We start from the raw sequence: 26,420 nt of genomic DNA, 5'->3' as shown, positions 1-26,420 counted from the left end.
CTTAAAGGATATTTAATAACATTAATATTGCCATTACAATCATTATGGCATTCTCAATAAAAGTAGCTTCTGTCATAGGTAACTTTAAAGCAGTACCTAAACAAGCACATCTGATTGACTTCTTATCTAATAGTGTTTTTGTAACTCCAACGGTTGTAATGCCTAATACAACTAGTGTGATGATTAAAGCAAGATTAACTTCAAATCGCATTAAAAACATTAATCCTAAAGTTGTTTCAATAAATGGATAAAACCAACCATAAACAGGAACACGTTTTGCTAATGGGTCATACATTCTGAAAGAATCAGGAAACCCTTTTAAGTCCAACATCTTAAAGAAACTAAATACAATGTAAAATAAGCCCATAAAGTCAAGCATAAAGTTGCTCCAAGACCAATTTTTATAGTGAAGTAAAATACACGCTGAAGCGATATAAAAAATAATAAGCAAAAGAGGTTTTAATTGTTGCAGCTTACTTTTTTCTTCTTCCATTGGCATTGCCGACATACTTGAAGACGCAAACACATTTTTCTCTTTCTTTTCAGATAAGGTATACTTTTTTGGTAATGCATTTTGTAATATTTCAGTTGAAACATGGGTATTCATTTTCACTTCTGCTTCACCTTTTTCAAGATTAACAGACACCTCTGATACTTGGTCTATTTCTCTTAAATATTTTTCTACGGAAGCCTTACAGTTATTGCAGGTCATTCCTGTTATATTATAGGTATGTTTCATTATTGCTGTGTTAAATAATTAATAATCGCTGATTGCACATAATAAGTTCTGACTGACTCTATTTGGTTCATTTGAAACTTTAATTGTAGTTCTTGAATATCCAAAACATCATTAAAATCAATCGTTCCTGTTTCGTAGCTTTTGATTAAGATGTCCTCTGCATCTTTGGCTTGTTTTAAGTTCTTGGTTTGCGTGGTATAACTTATTCTTGCTGAAATACGTTCATTGATCGCTTTACTTAAAAGCGTTTCCAGCATATTTAATCGTTCCTGTTTTTGAACTGTAATTTCCTGCTGTTGCAACTCATTTTGCTTGGTTTGAGATTTATATTTTTTATTAAAAATCGGGATTGACACCGAAACCATAGGCATCACAATATCTTTTCCGTTATCCGAGAAATTCATATCTGGTCTTTCGGAAACATTGATATAGTCCAAACCAAAACCAATCATTGGACTGCTTTCTTTTTGGTTTAATAATTCTGATTGTTCTATGGATTGATATAGTTTATCATACTTCAACAATTCAGGATGTAATGCTAAATTTTCAGTAATGATTTCAAAGTCTTCCGAAGGCATCATTAAACTATCTACCACAGTAACAGCAACATTATTTTCTCTATTCAAAAGATTATTAAGATTCGTTTGTTCTGCTAAAAACTGTTGACTTAAAACATCTTTTAATTGTTGCATTTCATTTTGACGCATTTGTAATCGCAACACATCTACAGCTGATGCTTTTCCAACTTCAAGCGATGTTAAAGCCAACGTTTCGTAGGTTTCCAAAAGATTAATATTCTCGTTTAAAACCTCCTGTTTCGCTTTGTTGGCGTATAAATTATAATAGGATTGTGATACAGAAGCCATCAATTTTCGCTTTGCAATAACAATGTCTTCATATTTTGCATCAGCTAATGAACTGATATAGTTTTCTCGTGAAGTAATTGTACCAAACCACGGTAACATTTGTTTAGCCGATACTTTAAATCGTTGCGCTCCTGTTCGTGTTTCTGGTTCGCTCACAAAGTAACCTACACCAAATGCGGTATTAGGAATGGTATTGACTTCGTTTACCTTTTCGGAAGCTCTTTTGTATTGCAACTCAAATTTTTGAATTTCTGGATTGTTATTTAATGCAACATCAATAAGCGTTTCTAACTCTTGACTTTGCACAGAAAGAACAAAGCATAAAGGACAAAGAACAAAGACCGTTCTTATATTCATTTTTATGTGTTTCATTTTGTTACTCTTTTAAGTTGAACTTCGGATTTCCAGCTGTATAATACTGGAACTACAAATAAGGTTATTAAGGCTATGAGCATTCCACCAAAACTTGGTATTGCCATTGGAATCATAATATCGCTTCCTCGTCCTGTTGAGGTTAGTACTGGTAACAATGCCAAAATTGTAGTCGCAGTTGTCATTAAACAGGGTCTGATTCGTTTTTCTCCTGCTTCTACTATGGATGCTCTAATTTCCTTTTTGTTCTCTGGTATATTTCTATCAAAAGTTTGCGTTAAATAGGTTGCCATTACTACACCATCATCTGTTGCAATGCCAAAGAGTGCAATAAACCCAACCCAAACCGCTACACTTAAATTAATGGGATGCATCTGAAATAAGTCTCGCATATTTTCGCCCAAGAAATTGAAGTTTAAAAACCAATCTTGGCCATAGAGCCATATCATTATGAACCCACCTGCAAACGCTACTGCGATACCTGTAAACACCATTAATGAGGTTGCCACAGAACGGAATTGGAAATACAGTATTAAAAAGATAATTGCCAATGCTAATGGCACTACAACAGAAAGCGTTTTTTCTGCTCGTAACTGATTTTCATACGTTCCTGTGAATTCGTAGTTGATACCTTTTGGAACTATTAATTCACCAGAATCTATCTTTTCTTGAATCAGTGCTTGTGCATTTTCAACAACGCTTACTTCTGCAAAACCATCCAATTTATCAAACAACACATAACCTACTAAAAAGGTGTCTTCACTTTTAATGACCTGTGGACCTTGCTCATAACGAATGGTTGCCAATTCGCTTAACGGAACAGGGCTGCCTTTTTCAACTGGCACATAAATCTGTTGTAAGTCTGTTGGATTTGCTCTTAATTCTCTTGGGTATCGCACACGAACACCATATCGCTCACGACCTTCGACCGTTTGGGTTAATACCATACCACCTACTGCGACTTTTAATACCTCTTGAACATCATGTACAGAAATACCATAACGTGCAATTTTCTCTCTATCAATATCAATTAACAAATAGGGTTTACCTACAATACGGTCTGCAAAAACAGCTTCTTTTTTAACACCTTCAGCTTGTTTGAGTATATCTTCCAATTGAACACCAAAGGCTTCAATTTGCTTTAAGTCTTGACCTTTTACCTTAATTCCCATAGGTGCTCGCATTCCTGTTTGAAGCATTACCAATCTTGTTTCAATGGGTTGTAGTTTTGGTGCTGACGTAACACCTGGCAATTTGGTAACTCTTACAATTTCATTCCAAATATCGTCTGGTGATTCAATTTCTGGTCGCCAATTACGATAGTATTCACCATCCTCATCTTCGATTAGTTGAGACCTTTTAACTGTGCTATAAGCAACATTTTCGGAATTATTAGGATTAGAAATAAAGCGACCATCTTTCAATTCAAACAAACCATCCTTATTTACTTTATAGCGTTGTCGTTCTCCATCTGCATTCAGCATATATTCTGATTTATACTGAATGATGTTCTCATACATTGATAGAGGTGCTGGGTCTAACGCTGATTCTGTTCTACCTGCTTTACCAACAACTGTTTCAATTTCTGGAATACTGGCGACAGCCATATCTAATTGTTGTAAAACCCGTTTGTTTTCTTCCACACCAGAATGAGGCATTGAGGTTGGCATTAGTAGAAATGAGCCTTCATTTAAGGATGGCATAAACTCTTTGCCTGTGTTCTTCATGATGAAAAACCCTGCAATTACAATAGCTGTTGGAACAGATAGAAACAACAATTTATGATCTAAACACCACCTTAAAATATGTGTGTAATATTTGATGAATAATGTAAAAAGGCCTAATAAACCAAAGCAAATTACACTTACAAAAATGAGATTCCAAAAGATGCTTTTATCAACGCCTAATGGTCGCCAATATTCGGCTAACAGAAATATGATTGCTGATGCTGAAATAATGATATTGACAAGATTAGCTTGTTTGTCTGATATTTTATTTTGAAGATTTAGAAGTGCTGTAATTCCAAAAGCTATCAAAATCAATCCTAACCAATACCCAAAGACTATTGCTACGATTCCTGAAGCTATTAAAACACCATTTAAAATAGTTTTAAAAGTGTTTTTAATGCTTTTCTTTCTGAATAAATAAGCAGCAAACGGTGGAATTAAAAATAAAGCGACAATAATTGATGCAGTTAACGCAAAGGTTTTTGTAAATGCCAATGGTCTAAATAATTTTCCTTCTGCACCAATCATAGTAAATACAGGAATGAAACTAATTATTGTTGTCATTACTGCGGTTACGATTGCGCCAGATACTTCTGCTGTGGCATTATAAACTACTGTATTAATGGATTGTGTTCCATCATCTTCATCTAAATGTCTTATAATGTTTTCTGAAAGAATGACACCAACATCGACCATTGTACCAATAGCAATTGCAATACCAGATAATGCGACAATGTTTGCATCTACACCAAAGAACTTCATAGCTATAAAAACCATTAAAACCGCAACTGGTAGCAGTCCAGATATAAGTACCGATGCCCGAAGATTAAACACCATAATGATAATAACCAAAATGGTAATTAGAATTTCTAAAGTTAAGGCTTCATTGAGTGTGCCAAGTGTTTCTTGAATTAATTCTGTTCTATCATAAAATGGTACTATTGTGACTTGTGATGTTCTTCCATCTGCCAATACTTTTGAAGGCAATCCTGCACTTAATTCGTTAATTTTCTCTTTTACATTATTAATAACTTCCATTGGGTTTGCACCATAACGCGCTACTAAAACACCACCTACAACTTCTGCACCTTCTTTATCTAATAAGCCACGTCTTGTTGCAGGGCCTAAAGAAACTTTTCCAATATCTTTAATTCGTATTGCTGTATAATCTTCGGAAGTAACGACAGCATTTTCAATATCTGCGATAGATTTCACATAACCCAAGCCACGAACTAAATATTCTGCATTATTGATTTCAATAGTTTGTGCACCAATGTCTTTATTACTTTCCTTAACTGCTTTTACAATATGATGCAAACCTATATTGTATTGACGCATCAATTCTGGATTAACATCTACTTGGTATTCTTGAACATAACCACCAATAGATGCTACTTCTGATACGCCACTCGCAGAGGATAGCGCATATTTTACATAGTAATCTTGAATACTACGTAATTCTTGTAAATCCCAACCACCAGTAACGTTTCCGTTTTCATCACGTCCTTCAAGCGTGTACCAAAATATTTGTCCTAACCCTGTTGCATCAGGACCCAACGCAGGATTAACACCATCAGGTAATAAACCACTGGGTAATGAGTTTAGTTTTTCGAGAATACGACTTCTACTCCAATAAAATTCTATGTCCTCTTCAAAAATGATATAGATACTTGAAAAGCCAAACATAGACGAACTACGAATGGTTTTTACACCAGGAATACCTAACAAGGATGTTGTTAATGGATAGGTAATTTGGTCTTCTATATCTTGAGGTGAACGACCATCCCATTTGGTAAATACAATTTGTTGGTTTTCACCTATATCTGGAATAGCATCTACAGCGACAGGATTACTTGGTAAAAATCCTGTATCCCAATTGAAAGGTGCATTTACTGTTCCCCATCCTATGAAAAGGGCGAGTAGAAGTACTGCAACGAGTTTATTCTCAATAAGAAATTTAATTGCTTTATTAAGCATATATTTTGATTATTAAACAGTTAGACATTGGTGTTCTGAAAACACCGAATACAACAAATTATCCTTATGACATAAAGCCATAGGACAACACAGTCTATTGTTTAAAAATCAAATTAAATACGTCTCGTCGATCTTGAAGATTTGCCTGACGACGAGTGGTGGTTTGTATTCTTCGTAAGAAGACACATTGTTATCTAAACCTTCAAAAAGGTTAATATAGGTGTAAACAAATGAAGCTATGAATACTTGTTGCTCAAACGCAATTTTGTCAACTTGTAATTGTAATTCGTCTTGACCTTCAAATGCTAATTGTTCATCATCACAACAGTTTTTCTTCGTAATAGAACAACCTTCTGTTGATGGTTTGTCCATTTCCATACCGCAACCTTTAGCTTTTTGGAAAATAGCCGTTTCCACTAAAGTATCTCCACAATAATGCATGTTTACAGTAAATGACATAGTAGAGAATAACACTACAAAAGCCATTATAAAAGACATTATTTTATGAGATATATGCTTCATAACGACTACAAAGGTATTAAATTTTAATTAATGTCATTTTTGTTTAACAGAAACTTAAACATTCATCAATCCCAACTCATTCTTTGTAATCTTACTGCATTTAGAATGGCTAATAAGGCCACACCTACATCTGCAAAAACGGCTTCCCACATCGTAGCTAAGCCGCCTGCTCCTAATATTAAAACAATAGCTTTAACTCCGAAAGCTAATATGATATTTTGCCATACAATTTTTCGAGTAGATCTGCCTATTTTAATAGCTCTAACCACCTTTGATGGTTGATCGGTTTGAATAATAACATCTGCCGTTTCGATAGCAACATCGCTACCTAAGCCGCCCATAGCAATACCCACATCACTTGCGGCTAAAACAGGCGCATCATTAATACCATCACCAATAAATGCAATTTTATTTTCAGGGTTTTGTTTTAGAATTTCTACTTCATTTAGTTTTTCCTCTGGCAACAAACCACCCTTAGCATTTTTTATATGCAACGATTTAGCCACTTGCTGTGTTATCGAATTCTTATCTCCAGAAAGCATCATTATGTCTTTTATGCCCACTTCATGTAATGCTGTGATTGTGTCTTTGGCATCCTCCTTCAATTCATCGGCAATAACAACATAACCCACAAAGGCATTGTTAATGGCGACCAACACAATAGACTCCACAATAGATTCGGTTTCATTTGGCACCTCAATATTATTGGCTATCATTAAACTTTTATTTCCTATTAAAACAGTTTTATCGTTTACCGTTCCTTTTAGACCTTTTCCTGCAATTTCAGAAACGTCTTCTGCCTTATAATTACTTCCATTGCCTTTATACTCCATGATAGCCTTTGCAATAGGATGGGTAGACTGTTCTTCCATGGCTGTTAGGTATTTCATGAATTCGTGTTCTTCCCAACCTATAATCTTGATTTCCTTTATTTTGAAAACACCTTTGGTAACTGTTCCTGTTTTATCCATTACCAAGGTGTTAATTTTGGTCATTGCATCTAAAAAAGAAGCCCCTTTAAATAATATCCCATTTTTTGAAGCCGCTCCTAGTCCACCAAAATACCCGAGTGGAATAGAAATCACTAAAGCACAAGGGCAGGAAATTACTAAGAAAATTAAGGCTCTATACAGCCAGTCTCTAAAGACATAATCATCTACAAAGACATAAGGAAGAAAGGTAACTCCAATAGCTAAAAACACAACAATAGGCGTATAGATTCGAGCAAACTTCCTAATGAACAATTCCGTTTTCGATTTACGCGCTGTAGCGTTTTGAACTAAATCTAATATTCGAGCAATAGAACTGTCTTCAAAATTGTTAGTCACCTCGACTTCTATTACACTGTCTAAGTTAATACTACCTGCATAAACCTTGTCTTCTTTTAAAACTGAATTAGGTTTGCTCTCCCCTGTTAAAGCCGCTGTATTCAATGATCCTTTTTCAGATAATAGCTCACCATCTAAAGGCACTTTTTCGCCAACCCTAATTTGAATCTTCTCGCCAATGCTGACATCCTCTGGTGAAACGTTTGTGTAAGCACCATTACGATAAACGTTTGCTTCTTTTGGACGAACATCCAGCAAGGCTTTAATATTTCCTTTAGCTCTATTGACAGCTGCATTTTGAAATAACTCACCAACTGCGTAAAAGAGCATTACTGCAACACCTTCAGGGTATTCACCAATAATAAACGCTCCAATAGTAGCAATAGACATCAAAAAGAACTCTGTAAACACATCACCTTTTTTTATGCTCTTCCAGCCTTCTTTTACAACGGGAAAGCCCACAGGTAAGTACGCTATACAGTACCAAATTATCCGTATCCAGTCCTTAAAAAAAGTAACATTAAAATAGTCTAATGCTATACCAGCGACAAGCATAATGAAACTTACAATAGCAGGAATATAGGTTTTAAAATCACTGGAAGAACCTCCGTGATTATGTCCATCATCGTGGCTATGTCCCGCTTTCGAGTTTTGTTTTAAATCCCGTAAATTGACCTTCTTTTTTTTCATTAGTAACTCATATTAATAACAACAAAGGTGCTCAAAAAACCCATGCAATAGAAGTGCATTTTTATGCACTGCATTTATCGCATAAACCTTTTACGACCAAGTTTATTTGTTCAGAAATAAAACCATCTGGCACTTTAATTTTAGGTATTTTATGGTCTGTTAAACAAATCGTTTCGTTGCAATTATTACAATGAAAATGCAAATGCAAATCGGTTTCAATTTCGCAGCTACAGTCCTGTTCACACAATGCGTATTTTGTTATTCCTGTACCATCGTCTATTTGATGTACTATAGCTTTCTCTACAAAGGTTTTAACTGTTCTATAGAGTGTTGTTCTATCTGCTTTCTCAAAAGCTTTCTCTATATCACTTAAAGTTGCGGCTACTTGCTTTTCTGCAAGGAACTTATAAATCAATAAACGCATTGCCGTTACGCGAATATTTTTAGATTCTAGTACTTGTTCAATTGTTTCCATAACTAGTCGTGATCTTCGTTTCCAAATGGTTTAATTATGAGTCCGACACTAAATATAAAACCATCTGTAGGAGCATATATTTCAGGAAAAACAGGGTTTTCGTGTGGTGGTAAAACCAGAGGCGAAAACCTACTTTGTCTTCTGTCTGTAAAGTTTTCGAAATTCACAAATACGCTACCCAATTTAAAGTTACGCATTAATAGTAAACCCATTGTTAGAAAATCTGTTGTTTCAGTACCATTTGAAAGAAATTGCTTTCCTGTGTAATAGGTTTCGTAACCGATGCGCCACTTATCAGATTCGTACATTAATACACTACCTGCATTGTGTTTTGCTGTTAATGGCTTTTGTGGGTTACCTGGTAAATAATTTAGTTTGGTATCAATAAATGCATAGTTTAAAAACCATCTAAAATCTTTATAAGTAAATTTAATATTGGTTTCTGCTCCTTTACTAAAGATTTCATCAGGTGCATTTTCAAATTGAAATAAACCGTTTTCTGTTGAATTTAAAAGCAATCCATCCTTTATTGCTGTGACATAGAATAATTGATTTACAGAAAAACCAATAGCATCAGACAAACGTGTTTGATAATTCAAATCGAAATTAACACCATAAGAACGCTCTGCGTCAACTTTAGATTTATCAATGGCGAGCACATTTTCAAAATTAATATATTCGGCTTCTTCAGTGAAAATATCAGGGATTTTGTAACCTAAACCACCACCGATTCGACTTGAAAACCCGTTATCATTTTTATAAAGCAATGACACTCTGGGAAGAGGAAAGAAGCCAAAATCGTAATTATAATCGGCCCTCAATCCTGTTTCTAAAATCCAATGTTCTGAAATGTCATAAATATTATTTGCAAAAGCACCAAAGGTGACATCTTTTTGATCGCGCTGAAGGGTCGCATTGTCATTTTCATCAAAATTCGAGGTATATAGATTAGCTCCGAATATCCAATCGGTTTTTTCCGATGTCTTGTTATAAGTAATTTCAGTAAATGTATTCGTTTGCTTACCATCAAAGCTGAAATTTGGAACTGATAAATTTCTATCGAAAAAAGAGACACTATTTTTAAATTGTAATGAACGCAACTCATCTAACTGTGTTTGATACACAAACTGACTACTTAATCGTTTTGAGTTGTTTTCTTCGGTATATTGATGTATCCCTTCTTCACCATTCTCAATTTTGCTAATATCACCGCCTACTCTATCATCGTATGTCCCGTTTAATCCAAGCCAAATCGTTGTTTTTTCCGATGGATAATAAAACAACTTAGGGTTAAATGAAATGGATGTCGTTTTAGGAAGGTTACTAAATTCATCATCTTCGGGATCATATGCTTTTTGGTAGTGACCAGAACCGTAAAGCGAAAAACCAAATGTCTCATTTCGTTTACTGTAAAATATATTAGCGGTACTTCCCAGCGCTTGGGTTTGAGTAAGCATAATATCTAATTCAGGTTCCTCGTCTGGTGTTTTAGATACCATATTTACTAAGCCTGCTATAGCTCCACCGCCATAAAGTGTTGAAGAGCTTCCCTTAATAATTTCAAATTGTTTTAAATCTAAAGGAGGAATTTGCAAAATACTTAAACCGCTTGAAAAACCCCCATATAGAGGGAATCCATCCCTTAATAGCTGGGTATATCTACCATCTAAACCTTGAATACGAATGTTAGTACTTCCGCTACTTAAAGATGTTTGTTGCATTTGTATTCCTGTGCTTTCACGAAGTACCATGGAGATATTGGTAGGATTCATTATGGCCTTTTCGCTTAATTCTTCTGTACCTATAAACTCAATACGCGTTGGTATTTTTCTAACTGTTCTCGTACTTCTTGTAGATTGTAGTACCACCGCGTCTAATTGATTACCCCCTTCTTTTAGTTTAAATACTAATGCTGAAGTACTCGGGACTTGGATTGTAGTTTCTATGGTTTCAAATCCTAAAAAGGAGATTATTATTTGATGCTGACCGTTTGGTATTTCGGTAAACTCAGCGATACCATCAAAATTGGTAACAGCCCCTTTTTCTAATGCTTCAAAGTAAACTGTAGCACCTATTAACGGTTCATTCTCAGTTTCTGCGATAATTTTTATTTGTATATCTGATGTTTGTGCCTTTAATGATAGGCAAAGTAATATAATGAGCGTTATGCTCAATGTGTATTTATTCATTGAAATATAATTGTAATTAACTAATTAATTGATTTAAAATCGCGTTGTTTTAGCTGATTACTTGTGGTGGTTGCCAAATATTCGAATGAAAATCAAATCTATATATAGACTGATATGAAGATGCTATTTTGGTAGAAATTTTATAATAATCAATGAGGTTGTAAGTTGCCAAAGGTTCGTAAGTAATTGCCGTACCACAACAATTACAAATACAAGTTGCAGGACAAGAATCATCACTATCTTCTTGATGGTTATGATTAACACTTATATCTTCTTGGTGCAGATCTTCACTATTTTGACCATCAGAACAAGGTTTTGCCGAAAGCGATAATATTAATAATGACAATATGATTGTTACAAATTTCATTAAGGCAAAGATAAAAATTTAAAGATGCAATGGTTGTGCAAATACTAATATTAAAGGATTCTGAGTTACGAACTTTTAGTTTTTCCAATCGCTTACTTTAAATAAAAGTCTCCCGTATTTTCCATCACTAGTAAAGGAACCTTCAAATTAAAAGCAAAACTTTCTGCTGGATGTGTTATAAACAGCCGCTCTAAAAACGAATGTTTTCGACTCATCATTGCCAATAAATCAATATTATTAGCTGTCATATAATTAGTAACGGCATCAAACAAACGCTCTTCTTCAAGCATAATAAATGAATGATTCACATTTGAAAAGCACGAGTCTAAGAATGCTCTGTTATTCTCCTGATATTCACTGAGGCGTTCGGCTTCTTTAACATGAATAATATGAACGTCGTAATTATGATGCTCTACCAAATTGATTAGAGGTAATAAGTCTTCAGAATTATAAGCCGTATAGTAGTTAGACGTAAATGCAACGGTCTTTATAGTTCTATAGTTATAATCGTTAGGAATGGCTAGTACAGGGCACGAACATCGCTGAAATACACTTACTGTATGTGACCCAAACAGTTTCTTACCTATAATAGAAGCGCCTCTTGTTCCCATAACAATCATATCAATTTGATTCTTATTAACTACCTGTTGTATGGCATCAATAAAGTTATCGTAATCTACTTTGGGTTCAAATTCATGTAGCACATTTGCATATTGCTCTTCTAATTCCGTAATTAAGATTTCCAGTCTTTTCATAGAGGCATCTATTAAAGAGTTAAATAATGTATCGGAAGGTCGCATCGCCATCAAATCGTCTGTTACAAATGATGACACCTTTTGAACATTCAGCAAATAGAACTTACAGGGTTCATATTGATAAAATGACATCGCGTAATGAATAGCGTTTAATGCGTTTTCCGAGAAATCTGTTGGTAACAATATATTTTTCATAATACAATGATTTTGATCTTACTCTAAATTACAAAGCATAAGACTAAAAAATCATGATAAATATCATCTGCTATACAAAGATTCAAAGTCAAAACTTCGAAAAAATATTAGTTAGAAATAATAAAGGATTGTATTTTCGGCATAATAAATGTTAGTATAATCGTTATTACAACTAAACGTATTACAATGAAATTTTTGATATCTACACTTATTATTTTGAGTTCATTTTTTTCTTTAGCTCAAAATAAAACTATTGCTGCTGGTGAAAAGCTAACCTATAGCGCATCGTATAATATGAATGGCATACTCAATGAATTGGCCGAAGTTACAATGCAAACTAGCGAAGTCAAAACATCAAAATCGACCTTACTAAAATTAAAGTGCACAGCGGTAACTTACAGTAATTGGGATAGTTTCTTTAAGATTCGTGATTTATATGAAAGCTATGTAAGTCCCAAGACATTAACCCCTTTTCTATATAATAGAGATATTTATGAAGGTGGTTACAAGAAATTCATGAAATATAAGTTTAACCATAAAACAAGAACTGTAGCAAGTTTAAAACGAAAAACCAGACGTGATGGTACCGAGTGGGAAGAAAAGAAATCGGTAAAAATAGGAGGCTCTACTCGAGATCTAGTTACTACGTTATATCATATCAGAAATTTAGATATTCATAAAGCAAGTATTGGTGATAGCCAGAGTTTTACGGTATTATTTGACAACAAAGAGTCTGTTGTAAGCATAAAGTATTTAAGCAAAGAAACTATTAATACTGCCATTGGTAAAAAAGAATGCTACAAATTGTCTATTTCAATTAACAATAGCAATGTTCTTAAAGGTAATAATGACAACCTACTTTGGTTAACGGCAGATGCCAATAAAATACCTGTTTATGCAAAATTCAAAATTGCCGTTGGAAATGGTGAATTAAAAATAAAAAGCGCAACAGGACTAAAACATTAATATCATGAAAAAGCTACTTATAATTTTAGGATATATAGCAGCAATTCTAGCACTAGTGTTAGCGGTGACACCTTTATTTAAAATTGCGTACATCCCTTCAATATTGGCTCTTATATTTGGTATTCTGGCCTTAGTCACATCAAAAGGGCAGCAAACAGGTAAAAGAGCTATTCAACTTGTATTTTTAATGACAATTATTGCTCTGGCTCTAACAACATACAAAGCAGTGTTTACCGAATCTGAAGTTGGAAACACAGAACAATTAGAACAAAAAGAAGATCAACTCGAAGAAGAATCCATTGATGAACTCGAGGGTCTAGATTTAGACGAGATAGATAACGAATAAATAAAATGAGGTAATACTTTCGATATTACCTTTTTTTTTATTTTATTTGAATCATAATCAGCCATTTATTAGTCCGCAAATGAAAGTTCATCTTGTTGCATTGTCCCTTACCCTTGTTGGTTCATGCGCAACACTTAGACATACAGAAAAGATAGAGCAACTTAAAGAAAGTATCTACTTTGACGATTCCGAAACAGTTCAAACCTACCTAAATACCATTACGGAAGATGAACTAAAAGAACATGTTTATGCATTTTCATCCGATGATTTCCAAGGACGAAGAGCTGGCGAACCAGGACATCACAAAGCCTCAAAATTTATTAAAGATTATTATATCCGTGAAGAGATTAAATCGCCTTTAGGTTCAAAGTATTATCAACGGATTCCTGAATCTTATTTTTCAGGAGATATAAAAGATTCCCAAAATGTTATTGCGTTTATAGAAGGTAGTACATATCCCGATGAAGTTATTATTATATCGGCACATTCTGACCATGAAGGGTACAATGACACTGAAATTTTTAATGGTGCAGACGACAATGGTTCTGGCACTGCAGCGGTTTTAGAAATGGCGCAAGCATTCAAAAAAGCAGCTATGGAAGGACACAGACCTAAACGTAGTGTTGTTTTTTTGCATTTGACTGGTGAAGAAGTAGGTCTTAATGGCTCTCGATATTACACGCAATACCCTGTATTTTCAATGGCAAATACAGTAGCCAACCTAAATATAGATATGATTGGACGTGTAGACGATGCTCACATCGATAATGAGAACTATCTCTACATTATAGGAGCAGATCGTTTAAGTACCGAACTGCATTATATTTCAGAAGAAGCCAATAATGAATTCACAAACTTAGAGTTGGATTATAGACTTAATAGCGACAACGATCCTAATCGTTATTATTACCGATCAGACCACTATAATTTTGCTCAAAAAGGTGTTCCTGTAATTTTCTATTTTAACGGTGAACATGAAGATTATCATGAACCAACAGACACACCAGACAAAATCAACTATTCTCTTTTAGAAAAAAGAACCAAGCTAATATTTGCCACAGCCTGGTACTTAGCAAATTCTGAAAACAGAATTGTTGTAGACAAAGATGTAATCTAAGCTGTTAAATTTTATTTAAAGACCACGCTACCATACTAGAAGTCACCTAGAAATTTCGTAATATTAGTGCTACAAAACTAAGTAACACTTAAATAATGAAGACGTCACTAAAAACTTTAGCTATCGCCTTACTCCTTGTAGGCTGCGGTAGTTCAAATCAAAACGCAACAAAGCAAGCAAATGCTAAGGCCCCAGTTGACCCAACAGAATACGGAAACAGCATTACTTCAGATGAATTAAAAGAAATGCTTTATACTTACGCTTCCGATGAATTTGAAGGTCGCGAGACTGGAGAACCAGGTCAGAAAAAAGCCGTAAACTACCTCAAAGAACAATATATGAAAATGGGAATTTCTTCTCCATTATCTGGAGACGACTACTTCCAAGAGGTTCCGCTTCAAAGACGAAAATCACCTGAAGCCACATTAAAAGTCAATGGAACTAGCTTCGAGCAGTTTACAGATTTTATAGTCACTAGTGCCTCTGAATCACAAACTATCGATGCTTCAAACATAGTATATGTTGGATATGGTATCGACTCAGAAAACTACTCAGACTACACAGGTGTTGATGTAAAAGGTAAAATTGTATTGGCAAAATCTGGCGAACCCAAGGATGCCAATGGAAACTACGTGACTACAGGAACAGCCGAAGAAACAAAATGGAGTTCTGGTAGGTCTTCAATATCTTCAAAACGTAGTACAGCAAGAGAAAAAGGTGCTAAAGCTATATTTTACTTAGATGCAGCACTTTTCGAGAGGTACAACAATTATTATCGTGCCGTTGCACAGTCTGGTGAAGCTGGTAGAATATCATTAAAATCGAATGCACCTTCTGCCCCATTTATAATGATAAACCAAAATCTGGCTTTTAAATTATTTCCAAAAATCAATGAAGATAAAACATCTAAAAAAGCGCCAACTTCTGTAAAACTAGACATTAAGAGCCAGTCAGATAAAGTATCATCAGAAAATGTTGTAGCACTCATTAAGGGTACAGAAAAACCTGATGAAATTTTAGTGATTTCCGCACATTTAGATCATGAAGGTGTAAAAGATGGGCAAGTCTATAATGGCGCAGATGATGACGGCTCTGGAACAATAGCACTTTTAGAAATTGCCGAAGCATTTAAAAAAGCGGCCAACGATGGTAATGGACCAAAACGTTCAATTCTATTTTTGCATGTTACTGGAGAAGAAAAAGGGCTTCTAGGGTCTAGACATTATACAGATAACGATCCTATTTTTCCATTAGAAAATACGGTAGCCGATTTAAATATTGACATGATTGGTCGTGTAGATCCAAAACGTAAAGGCGACAGGAACTATGTTTATCTCATTGGAAGTGATAAATTAAGTACCGAACTGCATAACCTATCAGAAGAGGCCAATAAAAAATACACAAACATAGAGTTAGATTACACCTACAACGATGATAATGATCCAAATCGTTTTTATTACAGAAGTGATCATTACAACTTTGCAAAAAATAATATTCCAGTTATTTTCTATTTTAATGGAACTCACGATGACTATCATAGACCATCAGACACAGCAGACAAAATTGAATATGACTTACTAGAAAATAGAACACGATTAGTATTTTATACAGCTTGGGAGGTTGCTAATCGCGAAGGCCGACTTATAGTCGATAAAGCCGAAACCAAATAACGAGGTGGGCGTTACCCTACTTCGTTATAACGTCTTAGGGTCGCGCTTTCGGTAGTCGCTCTCTGCGAGGAGCTTCAACAAATACCTCAATCGCTAACGCAATCGAAAGGTTCAAGACAAATTTTTAATTATCTTGAACCTTTCTTTATATAATACACATATTATGAGTGAGAACAAAAGACTTAAAATTGGTGAAGGGAAAATTAGCGGATATCTTTCTATTTTTTTGGCCATTGTGTCCTTAGGCTTTGTTATTTGCGCCTATTTTCCAGATGTATTTACTACCAAAGATTTTAGAGACATTTACAACCCACAAATTGTAAAATGGTCTATTCTTGTAGTTCTAATACTTTCATTCATTTTTGCCTTTACGAGTTTCATTTTAAGCAAGAAAAAACGTTACGGTTTTATTTCCACAATTATCATTGCCGCAACAATTTTACTAGGATCGGCATTACCAGAAGGCACAGGTATTCAAGACAAAACGTTCACCATAGGTCTAGATTGGTTACTTATTGATGTCTTAGTTTCTGCCATTGTATTTGTTCCCATAGAACTCTTTTTACCAAAACGTACAGAACAGTCCAAATTTCATAGCGAGTGGAGAACTGATCTTGTCTACTTTATCGTAAGTCATTTATTCATACAAATTATTGGTGTCATTGTACAATATCCAGCAACAACAATGTTTAGGAATATTGGTTTGGAAGGTTTTCAAAACACCATTCAATCCATACCTTTTTTACCACAATTATTTGTAGCGTTATTGGTGTCAGATCTATTCCAATATACAGCACATTATTTCTTTCATAAAATACCTTATCTCTGGCGCTTTCATGCGGTACACCATTCTACCAAAAACTTAGATTGGCTCGCTGGTTCTAGAACTCATTTTTTCGATTTAGTAGTGGTTAGAGCAATGTCATTCATTCCAATATATGTATGTGGCTTCGATAGTTCTGTCTTTTTTACATATATCGTTATTGTCTCCTTTCAAGCTGTTTTAGCTCATGCCAATACAAGAATTAACTTTGGATTCTTAAAATACATATTTGTGACACCACAATTTCATCATTGGCATCACTCTGACGATCCCAAAGCGTATGACAAAAATTTCGCAATTCATTTTCCGTTTATAGATATGATTTTCGGCACTTATTATGATAAAGGTAAAGATTGGCCAGAAAGCACAGGCTTAGGCGATGTTCACTACCCAAAAGGTTATGGCAAACAATTTATATATCCTTTTGTAAAAAACCCACAAGAAGATTTAGAAGATGCCAGTGAGCGCTAATGAAAAATAATACTACAAAAAAAGCCTTTCACAAGTGAAAGGCTTTGTAATTTTGGGTGGAAGACCGGGTTCGAACCGGCGACTTTCGGTACCACAAACCGACGCTCTAACCAGCTGAGCTACAACCACCATTTTTATTTTATTTAAACTTTTAAAAGTTCCCAAAAGGAATGCTCAAATTAGCTGAAACCGAGCCACCATTTAAATTGGACTGCAAATGTAAATTATTTCGTAGTTTCTACAAAGACTTTTTTTAAATTATTACTTCAAATCAAACAAACTATCTACAGCAATATGTCTTTCTACATTAAATCCTTCGGCATAATCTGTTCCAATGAGTCTCCCAAGGTCTCTAGCTCTATATTTAATACTATCTGTGAAGTTTTTACTCGAAATAGGTGTTTGTGGTTCATCGCTCTTTGGGTCATAAAACTGTGTTTTATAAGCTAAGACAGAAGCCATTTTTACATCAATATGTCCAGATATATCTACGGCCAAATCGGGTTCTAAATTCTTCCATTGAATGTAATGATACACCTGTTTAGGCCGCCATTTATCTTGATTCACACCATCAAGTGTTGTTTCTATTTTAATTAAACCACTTAAAAAACAAGCATCACTTACCAACTTACTTCCTCTACCATGATCAATGTGTCTGTCGTCAAAGGCATTACATAATACTATATCTGGCTGGTATTTCCGAAGCATTTTAATAACCTCCAATTGATGCTCTTTGTCGTTTATAAAAAAACCATCAGCAAAACCCAAATTTTCTCTAACGGTGACACCTAAAATATGTGCAGCATCACTTGCTTCTTGATCTCGAGTTTCTGCCGTACCTCGCGTTCCTAACTCACCACGTGTTAAATCAATAATTCCAACCTTTTTGCCGTTAGCAACTTCTTTCGCAACTGTTCCACCACAACCCAATTCTACATCATCAGGATGAGCGCCAAATGCCAATATATCTAATTTCATCTATTTAATTTAATAATATGCAAATTACAAATTCTGTCATAATTTATGAGTTCCAATCGCGTTGTTCTTTATCCGATAAAAATGTCCACGCCATGACTCTACTTATTTTATTTCCAAGTGACAGTTCTAATTTTTTAATTTTTGTAGCTCCTAATTTTTTAAGCGATGTCTCCATGGATTTAACATGGTCTTTTTTAGACACTAAACTCGTATACCAAAAGCAATTCTTTTTTAATTGAGAACTTTGGTACAAATAATTATGTAAAAATGCCTTCTCTCCACCTGGATACCATAATTCTTGAGCTGTTCCGCTAAAGTTTCTAACTATAGTATCGGTATTTTTCCCAAGACCTTTCAATTTCCGTTTGGTTTCTTCTAATGCTTCTGTTTCATTTTTATAAAACGGCGGATTACACATACTAGCGGCAACGCGTTCAGAAGGTAAAATCTCGTCATTTAAAATCCACTGTGGATTATTCTGAAATCGCAATGTAATAACCTCATCCAACCCATTCTTATTTATAATTTTTTGAGCATTTTTATAAGCTCCTTTATCTATTTCCGTAGCAATAAAACGCCATCCGTACTCGGCTTGTCCTAAGAGTGGATATATACATGTTGCTCCTGTTCCTATATCTAAAACAGTGACATCCTCACGTAACCCAGAGGCTACCAAGAGATCATTTAAAAGATGAATATACTCTACGCGTCCAGGAATTGGCGGACATAAATGATCATCGGGAAATTCCCAATACGACACGCCGTAATACAATGTTAATAATGCTGTATTTAAAGATTTAACGGCCTTAGGATTAGCAAAATCTATGGTTGATTTCCCATGCGAATTTGTGAATACAAATGTTTCTAATTCTGGAGAATTAGCTACTAAGACTTCAAAATCATAGCCTTTTGAATGTTTATTATGTTTATGCAAATGCGGCGACTTTAGTTTTAGTAATAGCTTGTTCGATATCTTTTTTAAGGTCCTTATAATTTTCTATACCTACCGAAAAACGTATGAGTCGATCACTTATACCTACAGCATCACGTTGTTCTTGCGTTAGTAAAGCATGAGACGTTTCTGATGGTAATAACATGGTGCTCTCTACTCCTGCTAAACTCATAGATGATTTAATTAAATGCAGTTGTTTTTGAAATGCCATAGCATCTATACCATTGGCTAATTCAAAAGAAATCATTGCTCCAAAATCATGCATCTGCGATTTGGCAAGTTCATGTTCTGGGTGGCTTTTTAAACCAGGATAGTAAACCTTGGTAACATCTGAATGCTTATTTAAAAATTTAGCCAATTTCTTGGCATTCTTTGTTTGTGACTTCACCCGAAGTGCTAATGTTTTCATGCTTCGTTCTAAGAGCCAAACTGTCATATCACTTAGGCTTCCTCCCAAGTTTTTAGAGACATTCCAGATCCGATCAATATGGTCTTTAGAACCTGCTACTGCTCCAGCCAGAATATCACTATGACCACCTAAATATTTGGTTGCCGAGTGCATTACTATATCAATCCCTAAGTCTAACGGGTTTTGATTTACAGGGCTCGCAAAGGTATTATCAATAGTAGTAATAATCCCTTTTGATTTTGCCAAACTGGCAATGGCTTTAATATCTGTAATTGTTAATAAAGGATTTGATGGTGTTTCAATATGAATCACCTTTGTATTAGGCCTTATCGCAGCAATAAAATCGGCTTCTTTATGACTATTAGTAAATGTATATTCTATACCATATTTATGAAACTCTTCACGAATAAAATTACTCGTCCCGCCATACAGGGTGTTTTGCACAACAAGATGATCGCCTTTTTGAAGAAATGCTAAAAACATATGACTAATAGCTGCCATTCCGCTTCCAAAAATCATGGCAGATTCTGCGCGCTCCAAAGCTGCAATCTTTTTTGATAAATGTTCTTGATTTGGTGTATTAAAATAACGTGGATAACGCTTTATGTCCACATTATCAAACTCATAAGATGTAGACATATAAATTGGAGAGATAGCACCTTTAAATTGCTCATCTTTAATTTCGCCAACATGTGTACAAATGGTATGTATCCCTAGTTTTTTCTTTGACATAGCTTTTAATTTGTGAACACTAAATTTACAAAAAGAAGACCAAAGAATTATGGATGCATTATAGTTTTAATCAATGGGAGATAATAAGACGTTTATTAGACAATCCAGCCTTCGTTTTAACGCTTACAAGATAAGTGCCTTCGGAAATATTAGATACTGGGATCTTAAGCATTCCAGATGAATCCGATTTCAAGTTTTTCCAATGTTTCACTTTTTTTCCTAAAATACTAAACAGTCTGATGTCTTGAATTTCTAAAGCATTAGTGGTTTTTATTCGTAACTCTTTAGTAGATGAAATGTAGCTAATTTCAGTAGTTTGTTGATTGAAGTCATTTACCGATAACTGACTATTAGCAAAACTCATTAAGTTGACATCATTTGTAAATGCAATAAAAAAACGATTTAAGTGATTTCCTTGCGCAATGGTTTCTACCAAATTACTATCGGAAATTGAAGTCACCGAATCATCCATAGCATCATAAATGTAAACATTTATAGTATCATCAAAATTTTCTAATCCTAACAGAGAAAACTCAACATCGCCAGAATCTGTCAAAAATAAACCTAAGGGATATGTTTTACTTTCATGAAACGAGCCAACGCCTTGAATAACGTAACGATTATCGTTGATAAGCCAATTGCAATCGTTATTATAATTATCTATGTTTTGAGCATCATAGCCAAAGTCAAAACCATCTGTCGCCGCATTATCAGGGGTAAACCCTAAAAGTAAGTGTCGGGTATAACCTAGTGGTGTTGTAATATCAATTCGAACACGTTGAATTTCAGAATTTACAGTGGGTGCATTATGATTTGCAGTAGCATGTACTGGTTCTAAAGTAGTGCATAACAGCACTGCTAAACAGATGTAGGCAATCGTTTTCATTACATTAGGGCTTTAATGAAAATTTAGTTTTAGTTAAGCGCCAATGTAGTAATTAAATATAAAAAAATCCATTAAATGCATAAATATTCGATGAAATGCATTTAATGGATTTATATTTGTAAGAATTTATATCATTCTTTAATAATAACTTTAGTGTTATAAATACCATCATTAGTGTTTACTTTGATGATATATGAACCTTCAGCTATATTCTTCACCGGAATTCTAATGGCTCCATCAATCACGAATGTCGATGTGTTATCCCAATTTTGAACTTCCTGGCCTAATAAGTTTATAAGTTTTATAGTCTTAACATCTGAAATGTTAGCCATATTCACATAAATTTCTTGAGTAGTATTAAAGAATGCAATGAGATGTTTGTTTAAGTCTTCCTCTGGAATAGATAAGGCTGTTTCCGAAGAAAATGTTACATAAAATCGATTCTCATAGGTATTTGCATCTAGAGCGATCTGAAAAGTATTACTGCTTATATCAGCATAGTCATCTAAGAGAGCATCATAGATATAGACGTTAATAGCGTCTTCGAAGTTTTCTAAACCTATAAGGGATATTTCATATAATCCAGGAGTATCAACATAGACCACCAAAGGATATTCCTTGGTATCATCAAAATCACCAACACCTTGAGTTGTAAAATCTCCTTCCTGAATTCTAAAGAACATATCATTAGGAAATACCGAATCAGAATTTTCTGCATCATAGGCATAATCTATACCATCTGTAGCAAGATTATTTGGAACAAAACCAAGTAATAATGGTCGTTTGGCACCTTCAGTTGTTTTAAATTCTAGACGTACACGTTTAATATCTGTATTAGGATCTTCATCTGTTGAATACAAATTTGGATTACTGGATCTTATAAACGTTGAGCTTGCCGATGTTTCTCTTACAAACGTACGCTGACTATTTTTAAATTGAATATTACCACCAACATTACTCGCTGTAACAAAGAACCCTTGTGATACTGGTACGTATCGTCCAGGTAATTTGGTTGGTGTTCCATTCCCGCTTACTAATGGTGGCGATACTGCTGGATTTCCACCAGTTAAATTATATGTGGCATAACCACCTTCATAGTCTTCTAAAATATGAGTAAAGTTTGATGTGTAGTGCTCCCAGAAATACAAAGTTCCATCTGTACTTTGAGATGTACCTGGATTTCCTCCAGGAATGTTATCAAGAATAAAAGCATTGGCATCTATTGCCGATGGATATGGGTTTCCAATTAAGGCTTGATTACCAATAGTTATGGGCGTTGTAATTGTTCCATTATTTGGTTTTCCTATAAACACATAATTTTGAACAGCGCTTACAGGGTTTCCTACACCACTCCCTTTCATTGTAAAACTTAAACCTGTAGCAATATTGTCGGTCTCGCTTAAACCTCTCCATGACGCATAACTATCGAAAGGATAATTTTCATAAGCAAACAACCAGTAACTACTCAAGGTAATAGGTGTTGTTGTTCCATTAGCGTCATGAGCTCCAGTCCATTGTAAGGTTTGAGGACTATTTGAATTCGATCCATCCCTTAAAATACCATTTACATTAAATGGATTATTGTTTGATGCAATGCTTAATGTACTTACAGGAGAACTCCAATAATTATAATTATATAGATTGGCTGTACCCTGTTGATCTCGTTCTAACTTACCAGCACTAGTAACATCCAAAATACTGCCTTCATCTTGTAGTAATTGAGACTCACCAAATAGGTCAATATCTCCATCTAACTTCAGGTAATGTGTAACTCGCAATGACTGTCCGTCGTTTGTTTCATCCTGAGCTGACCCAGGATCCTTAATATCAAGAACTTTATTTGGTGTATCTGAAATCAACCCTAAAACAGTAATATCTTTATTTCCAGAATTGATATCATGAGATATTTCAACAATATTCCAATCAATTGGTGTGGCATTATCAATACCTAAACTGTTAGGTGCATCCCAAACATTAAAGTTTGTCCATGTATTATCTGTAGCCCAATTTTGACCATCTACTCTAGACGTATATGGTAAAGGAGCGGTTTCTTGTTGTGCAGAAGTCATATTTCTTAATAGCCCTCTAATCCCTTTATTAGCCACTAGAGTACCACAATTCACATCCATTCTATAATATCCGTCTAAATCTGCCCAAGATAAACCAGCAATATCTAAAGGAACTACTGTCCCTCTTACTGCAGTATTATCTTGAATCTCCTGATTCATCATCTGACGAATTTGAGCTGTTGTCAACGCTGTATTCCAAATACGGAGCTCATCCATCCATCCGTTAAAATAATTCACTGGTCGATTTGGAGCGTTATTAGCTTGATCCATTGCGCCTGCTAAACTATTCATTGTATTTGTTGAAGGGGCAGAACCTGCCACTGGTGTACTTACTTCGACACCATCAATATATAATCTATAACTACCACTATTATTAGTAACCGCTATATGATACCATCTATTTGTTGATATTGGATAAGAAGATTGAATTGAACCAGCACCATTCCAATTAAACTGTACTGTCGTTCCTACTAACCTTAAATCATATCCCGTAGATAAGTTATTGGCATCACGTTTAGAAAACAACGTTTGTGTTCCTGTAACAGATTCAGGCTTAATCCAAGTTTCAATACTAAACTGATTTGTTAGATTATAATTATCCTTGAACGTAATATAATCATTAGTTCCGTCGAAATCTATCGTTGGGCAACTCTGAATAATTACTTCGATACTATCTGAACAGCCAATAGTAGGAACGGTCCATGTTAATTGATATGTTCCTGGGTCTGCCGAAAATTTAGAAGTTGGACTACCAACATCAGAGAAAGTATAGTTCCCACCACAACCTGATGTTTGTGTTGCAGACCATACGCCAGCTTCTCCCGTTCCAGGATAAGTTCCTGTTGTAAACACGGCTGGATTAGACACACCATTGGAAACATTTTGAGCTGCGGTCAAGTTGTTATCATAAGCGTTTAAGTTGATGTCTTCTCCACACTCTCCTATAATCTGGGTAATATCCTCCCCAGCATAAGCCAGAGATGCATTAACATCAATAAATTCGGTTCCTTCTGAACCTATTGCTCTACATCCATTTATTAGAGAAGTTACACCATAAGTCTGAATTCCAGGTGTCACAGGTGTAATCGTTGTTGTTGCTCCTGTTGTTACTACAGTTCCTGTACCATCTTCCCATTCAATAACTTCATCAACTGGAGCTTGAGGAATCGTAATGCCGTCAATAGCCCATGAACTACCAACTGTTGATGTGAATGTGAACTTTACTCTAAGGTTAGTTAGTCCTATATAGTTTGTTAAATCAAGAGACACAGCATTACCTGCATCTTGAAGGTCAATCGTTGGTACATTATTAGCTCCTCCTCCTAAATTCACAAATCCACCTGAATCACCAGGCCCACTAAAGCTCATTAAACTTATTGGATATGTTGCGCCTCCATCAACTGATAACTCAACCATTCCAACGGCACCAGACTGTAGGTAATATGCCGATTGAAAATCAATACTAGCAGAAGACAAACCTAACGTATTAAATACGGCAGTCTCAAGTGTTGTTACAGGTGGTGACGGATCGGCTCCGTTAAAATCACCATAAGTTATGGCAAACTTACCTCCTCCTTGATTTTTATACCTTACGCCTTCAGTAATATTACTAGAATTATTCGCATTACCATTACTAATACCTCTCCAAGGGGTCGGTGATGTATTACTGCCTGAAGCACTCCACCCAGAGACACCGTCATTTCCATCAACTAACCAACCTGGTAAATTAGCTTGGTTAAATTCACCACCATCATTTAATTCTGGATTAGTAGCAAATGAGCTTTGGGCTACAACCGTAATATCTGCTCCTAAACACGTATCAAATGTATCTGGACCAATAATTGTTGGCGGAATGTCTGGTGGTATCACAACGACTCTAACTATAGAAGATGTCGCCTGACAAGATCCTATCTGCACAACGGCTCTTATCAATGTTGTCTCCAATATATCAGCGAAGTAGTAAGATGTTGTTGTATTTGCGATGTTAGTCCAAATAAGACCACCATTAGTTGATGCTTGCCAATACGCCACATTTCCTGTGTGACCTGACAAATTAAACGTTGCATTTTGTGGTTCATCTGGACATGCCGTTACTTCTACCAAATTATCGGCGTCAGCTATAGTTTCTGTATTATTTAAGTAACCTAATACAGTCCCTCCTGTTATTGTTGGACTAACCACAGTCACTGTAGATGTACAAATAGCAGAATTCCCATTTCCGTCATCAACAGTAAGTACAATGACATTAGTTCCTATATCTGTACAATCAAATACACTTTGAGATAATGTGAAATTAACTGTACCACAGTTATCTGTTGATCCGTCATCAATTTGCGCTCCCGTAATCGTAGCGGTTCCAGTTATATTATCTAATTGAACAGTTAAATCCTGACAAACAGGCACTGGATCTGTAGTATCATTGATGACTACATTTTGAACCACATCAATTGCATTACCATTGCCATCATCAAAATTCCATGTGATTGCAAAAGAGCCTTGCGAGTTATATACTAAAGGATTACTTGTGGTTCCTGTAATAGTTCCCGAACAACCATCTGTTGTTGTTGGTACAGAAACGGTCGCACTACATTCACCAGTAATCGTTGGCAAACTAGGAGCAACTGGTCCAGTTGTATCATCTATAATCACATTTTGATCTTGCGTGCTTGTATTTCCATTACCATCATCATAAGTCCATGTCACTATCGTTGTTGTCCCTTCGCCTGAAATTGGAAGTGTTGCATTATGACTTACAGTTACTGTGCCTCCACAGTTATCTGTGGCTGTTGGTGCTGTTAA

Annotated in this window: 19 protein-coding genes and 1 tRNA gene; 5 read left to right on the top strand and 15 right to left on the bottom strand. The window is 35.1% G+C overall.

Annotation, left to right across the window (positions count from 1 at the left end; translation table 11 throughout):
• Nucleotide 1 precedes the first annotated feature (1 nt).
• The 9 genes from Q0893_RS13715 to Q0893_RS13675 all read right to left on the bottom strand — a co-directional run bounded on the left by Q0893_RS13715 (nt 2) and on the right by Q0893_RS13675 (nt 12,202).
• Nucleotides 2-739, bottom strand: coding sequence for a heavy-metal-associated domain-containing protein (locus Q0893_RS13715; RefSeq protein WP_299276610.1), 738 nt, complete (start codon nt 737-739; stop codon nt 2-4).
• Nucleotides 739-1,977 carry a TolC family protein gene (locus tag Q0893_RS13710; RefSeq protein ID WP_298903058.1) on the bottom strand — a complete coding sequence of 413 codons (1,239 nt, stop codon included), beginning with the start codon at nt 1,975-1,977 and terminating at the stop codon, nt 739-741. The genes Q0893_RS13715 and Q0893_RS13710 overlap by 1 nt, the downstream gene beginning before the upstream one ends.
• Nucleotides 1,974-5,681, bottom strand: a complete 3,708-nt coding sequence (locus tag Q0893_RS13705; protein WP_299276605.1) for an efflux RND transporter permease subunit — start codon at nt 5,679-5,681, stop codon at nt 1,974-1,976. Before Q0893_RS13705 ends, Q0893_RS13710 begins: the two co-directional genes overlap by 4 nt.
• A 108-nt stretch (nt 5,682-5,789) precedes the next feature.
• Nucleotides 5,790-6,203, bottom strand: a complete 414-nt coding sequence (locus Q0893_RS13700; RefSeq protein WP_298903060.1) for a hypothetical protein — start codon at nt 6,201-6,203, stop codon at nt 5,790-5,792.
• Between the two features lie 65 nt (nt 6,204-6,268).
• Nucleotides 6,269-8,221, bottom strand: a complete 1,953-nt coding sequence (locus tag Q0893_RS13695; RefSeq protein WP_299276601.1) for a heavy metal translocating P-type ATPase — start codon at nt 8,219-8,221, stop codon at nt 6,269-6,271.
• A 61-nt stretch (nt 8,222-8,282) separates the two neighbouring features.
• Entirely contained in the window at nt 8,283-8,696 is a 414-nt protein-coding gene (locus Q0893_RS13690; RefSeq protein WP_298903063.1) for a Fur family transcriptional regulator, read from the bottom strand.
• Nucleotides 8,697-8,698: 2 nt separating this feature from the next.
• A complete protein-coding gene (locus tag Q0893_RS13685) occupies nt 8,699-10,885 on the bottom strand; it encodes a TonB-dependent receptor (RefSeq protein WP_299276596.1) in 2,187 nt (728 codons plus the stop codon).
• Nucleotides 10,886-10,934: 49 nt separating this feature from the next.
• On the bottom strand, nt 10,935-11,252 hold the full coding sequence (locus tag Q0893_RS13680) for a DUF6660 family protein (protein ID WP_298903066.1): 318 nt from the start codon (nt 11,250-11,252) through the stop codon (nt 10,935-10,937).
• A gap of 92 nt (nt 11,253-11,344) precedes the next feature.
• Nucleotides 11,345-12,202, bottom strand: coding sequence for a universal stress protein (locus Q0893_RS13675; protein ID WP_298903068.1), 858 nt, complete (start codon nt 12,200-12,202; stop codon nt 11,345-11,347).
• 186 nt (nt 12,203-12,388) lie between these two features.
• Between Q0893_RS13675 and Q0893_RS13670 the strand changes: the two genes are divergently transcribed.
• The 5 genes from Q0893_RS13670 to Q0893_RS13650 all read left to right on the top strand — a co-directional run bounded on the left by Q0893_RS13670 (nt 12,389) and on the right by Q0893_RS13650 (nt 17,595).
• Nucleotides 12,389-13,168 (top strand): DUF3108 domain-containing protein, encoded by a 780-nt coding sequence (locus Q0893_RS13670; protein WP_298903070.1) that lies wholly within the window; start codon nt 12,389-12,391, stop codon nt 13,166-13,168.
• A gap of 4 nt (nt 13,169-13,172) precedes the next feature.
• On the top strand, nt 13,173-13,514 hold the full coding sequence (locus Q0893_RS13665; RefSeq protein ID WP_299276588.1) for an FUSC family protein: 342 nt from the start codon (nt 13,173-13,175) through the stop codon (nt 13,512-13,514).
• 79 nt (nt 13,515-13,593) lie between these two features.
• On the top strand, nt 13,594-14,631 hold the full coding sequence (locus Q0893_RS13660; RefSeq protein ID WP_298903073.1) for a M28 family metallopeptidase: 1,038 nt from the start codon (nt 13,594-13,596) through the stop codon (nt 14,629-14,631).
• A 95-nt stretch (nt 14,632-14,726) separates the two neighbouring features.
• On the top strand, nt 14,727-16,301 hold the full coding sequence (locus Q0893_RS13655; RefSeq protein ID WP_299276583.1) for a M28 family peptidase: 1,575 nt from the start codon (nt 14,727-14,729) through the stop codon (nt 16,299-16,301).
• Between the two features lie 163 nt (nt 16,302-16,464).
• Nucleotides 16,465-17,595 carry a sterol desaturase family protein gene (locus tag Q0893_RS13650; protein ID WP_299276580.1) on the top strand — a complete coding sequence of 377 codons (1,131 nt, stop codon included), beginning with the start codon at nt 16,465-16,467 and terminating at the stop codon, nt 17,593-17,595.
• A 54-nt stretch (nt 17,596-17,649) separates the two neighbouring features.
• Here Q0893_RS13650 and Q0893_RS13645 read toward each other — a convergent pair.
• The 6 genes from Q0893_RS13645 to Q0893_RS13620 form a co-directional block, all read right to left on the bottom strand.
• A tRNA-His gene (locus Q0893_RS13645) sits at nt 17,650-17,725 on the bottom strand.
• A gap of 131 nt (nt 17,726-17,856) precedes the next feature.
• Complete coding sequence (gene bshB1, locus Q0893_RS13640; RefSeq protein WP_298903076.1) at nt 17,857-18,573, bottom strand: bacillithiol biosynthesis deacetylase BshB1; 717 nt, start codon at nt 18,571-18,573, stop codon at nt 17,857-17,859.
• A 43-nt stretch (nt 18,574-18,616) separates the two neighbouring features.
• Nucleotides 18,617-19,507, bottom strand: coding sequence for a 23S rRNA (adenine(1618)-N(6))-methyltransferase RlmF (rlmF, locus tag Q0893_RS13635; RefSeq protein ID WP_299276575.1), 891 nt, complete (start codon nt 19,505-19,507; stop codon nt 18,617-18,619).
• Nucleotides 19,500-20,666: a PLP-dependent aspartate aminotransferase family protein gene (locus Q0893_RS13630; RefSeq protein ID WP_298903079.1), complete on the bottom strand. Its 1,167-nt coding sequence runs from the start codon at nt 20,664-20,666 to the stop codon at nt 19,500-19,502. The genes rlmF and Q0893_RS13630 overlap by 8 nt, the downstream gene beginning before the upstream one ends.
• A gap of 70 nt (nt 20,667-20,736) precedes the next feature.
• Nucleotides 20,737-21,552: a T9SS type A sorting domain-containing protein gene (locus Q0893_RS13625; protein ID WP_298903080.1), complete on the bottom strand. Its 816-nt coding sequence runs from the start codon at nt 21,550-21,552 to the stop codon at nt 20,737-20,739.
• Between the two features lie 131 nt (nt 21,553-21,683).
• Nucleotides 21,684-26,420, bottom strand: a 4,737-nt coding sequence (locus Q0893_RS13620) for a LamG-like jellyroll fold domain-containing protein (protein ID WP_299276569.1), incomplete at its 5' end; no start/stop codon positions are given.

Origin of the sequence: uncultured Psychroserpens sp., from assembly GCF_947494225.1 — a bacterium.
Classification (GTDB): domain Bacteria; phylum Bacteroidota; class Bacteroidia; order Flavobacteriales; family Flavobacteriaceae; genus Psychroserpens.
The sequence above is the reverse complement of the archived record's forward strand: the minus strand, read 5'-3'. Positions and strand labels throughout refer to the sequence as shown.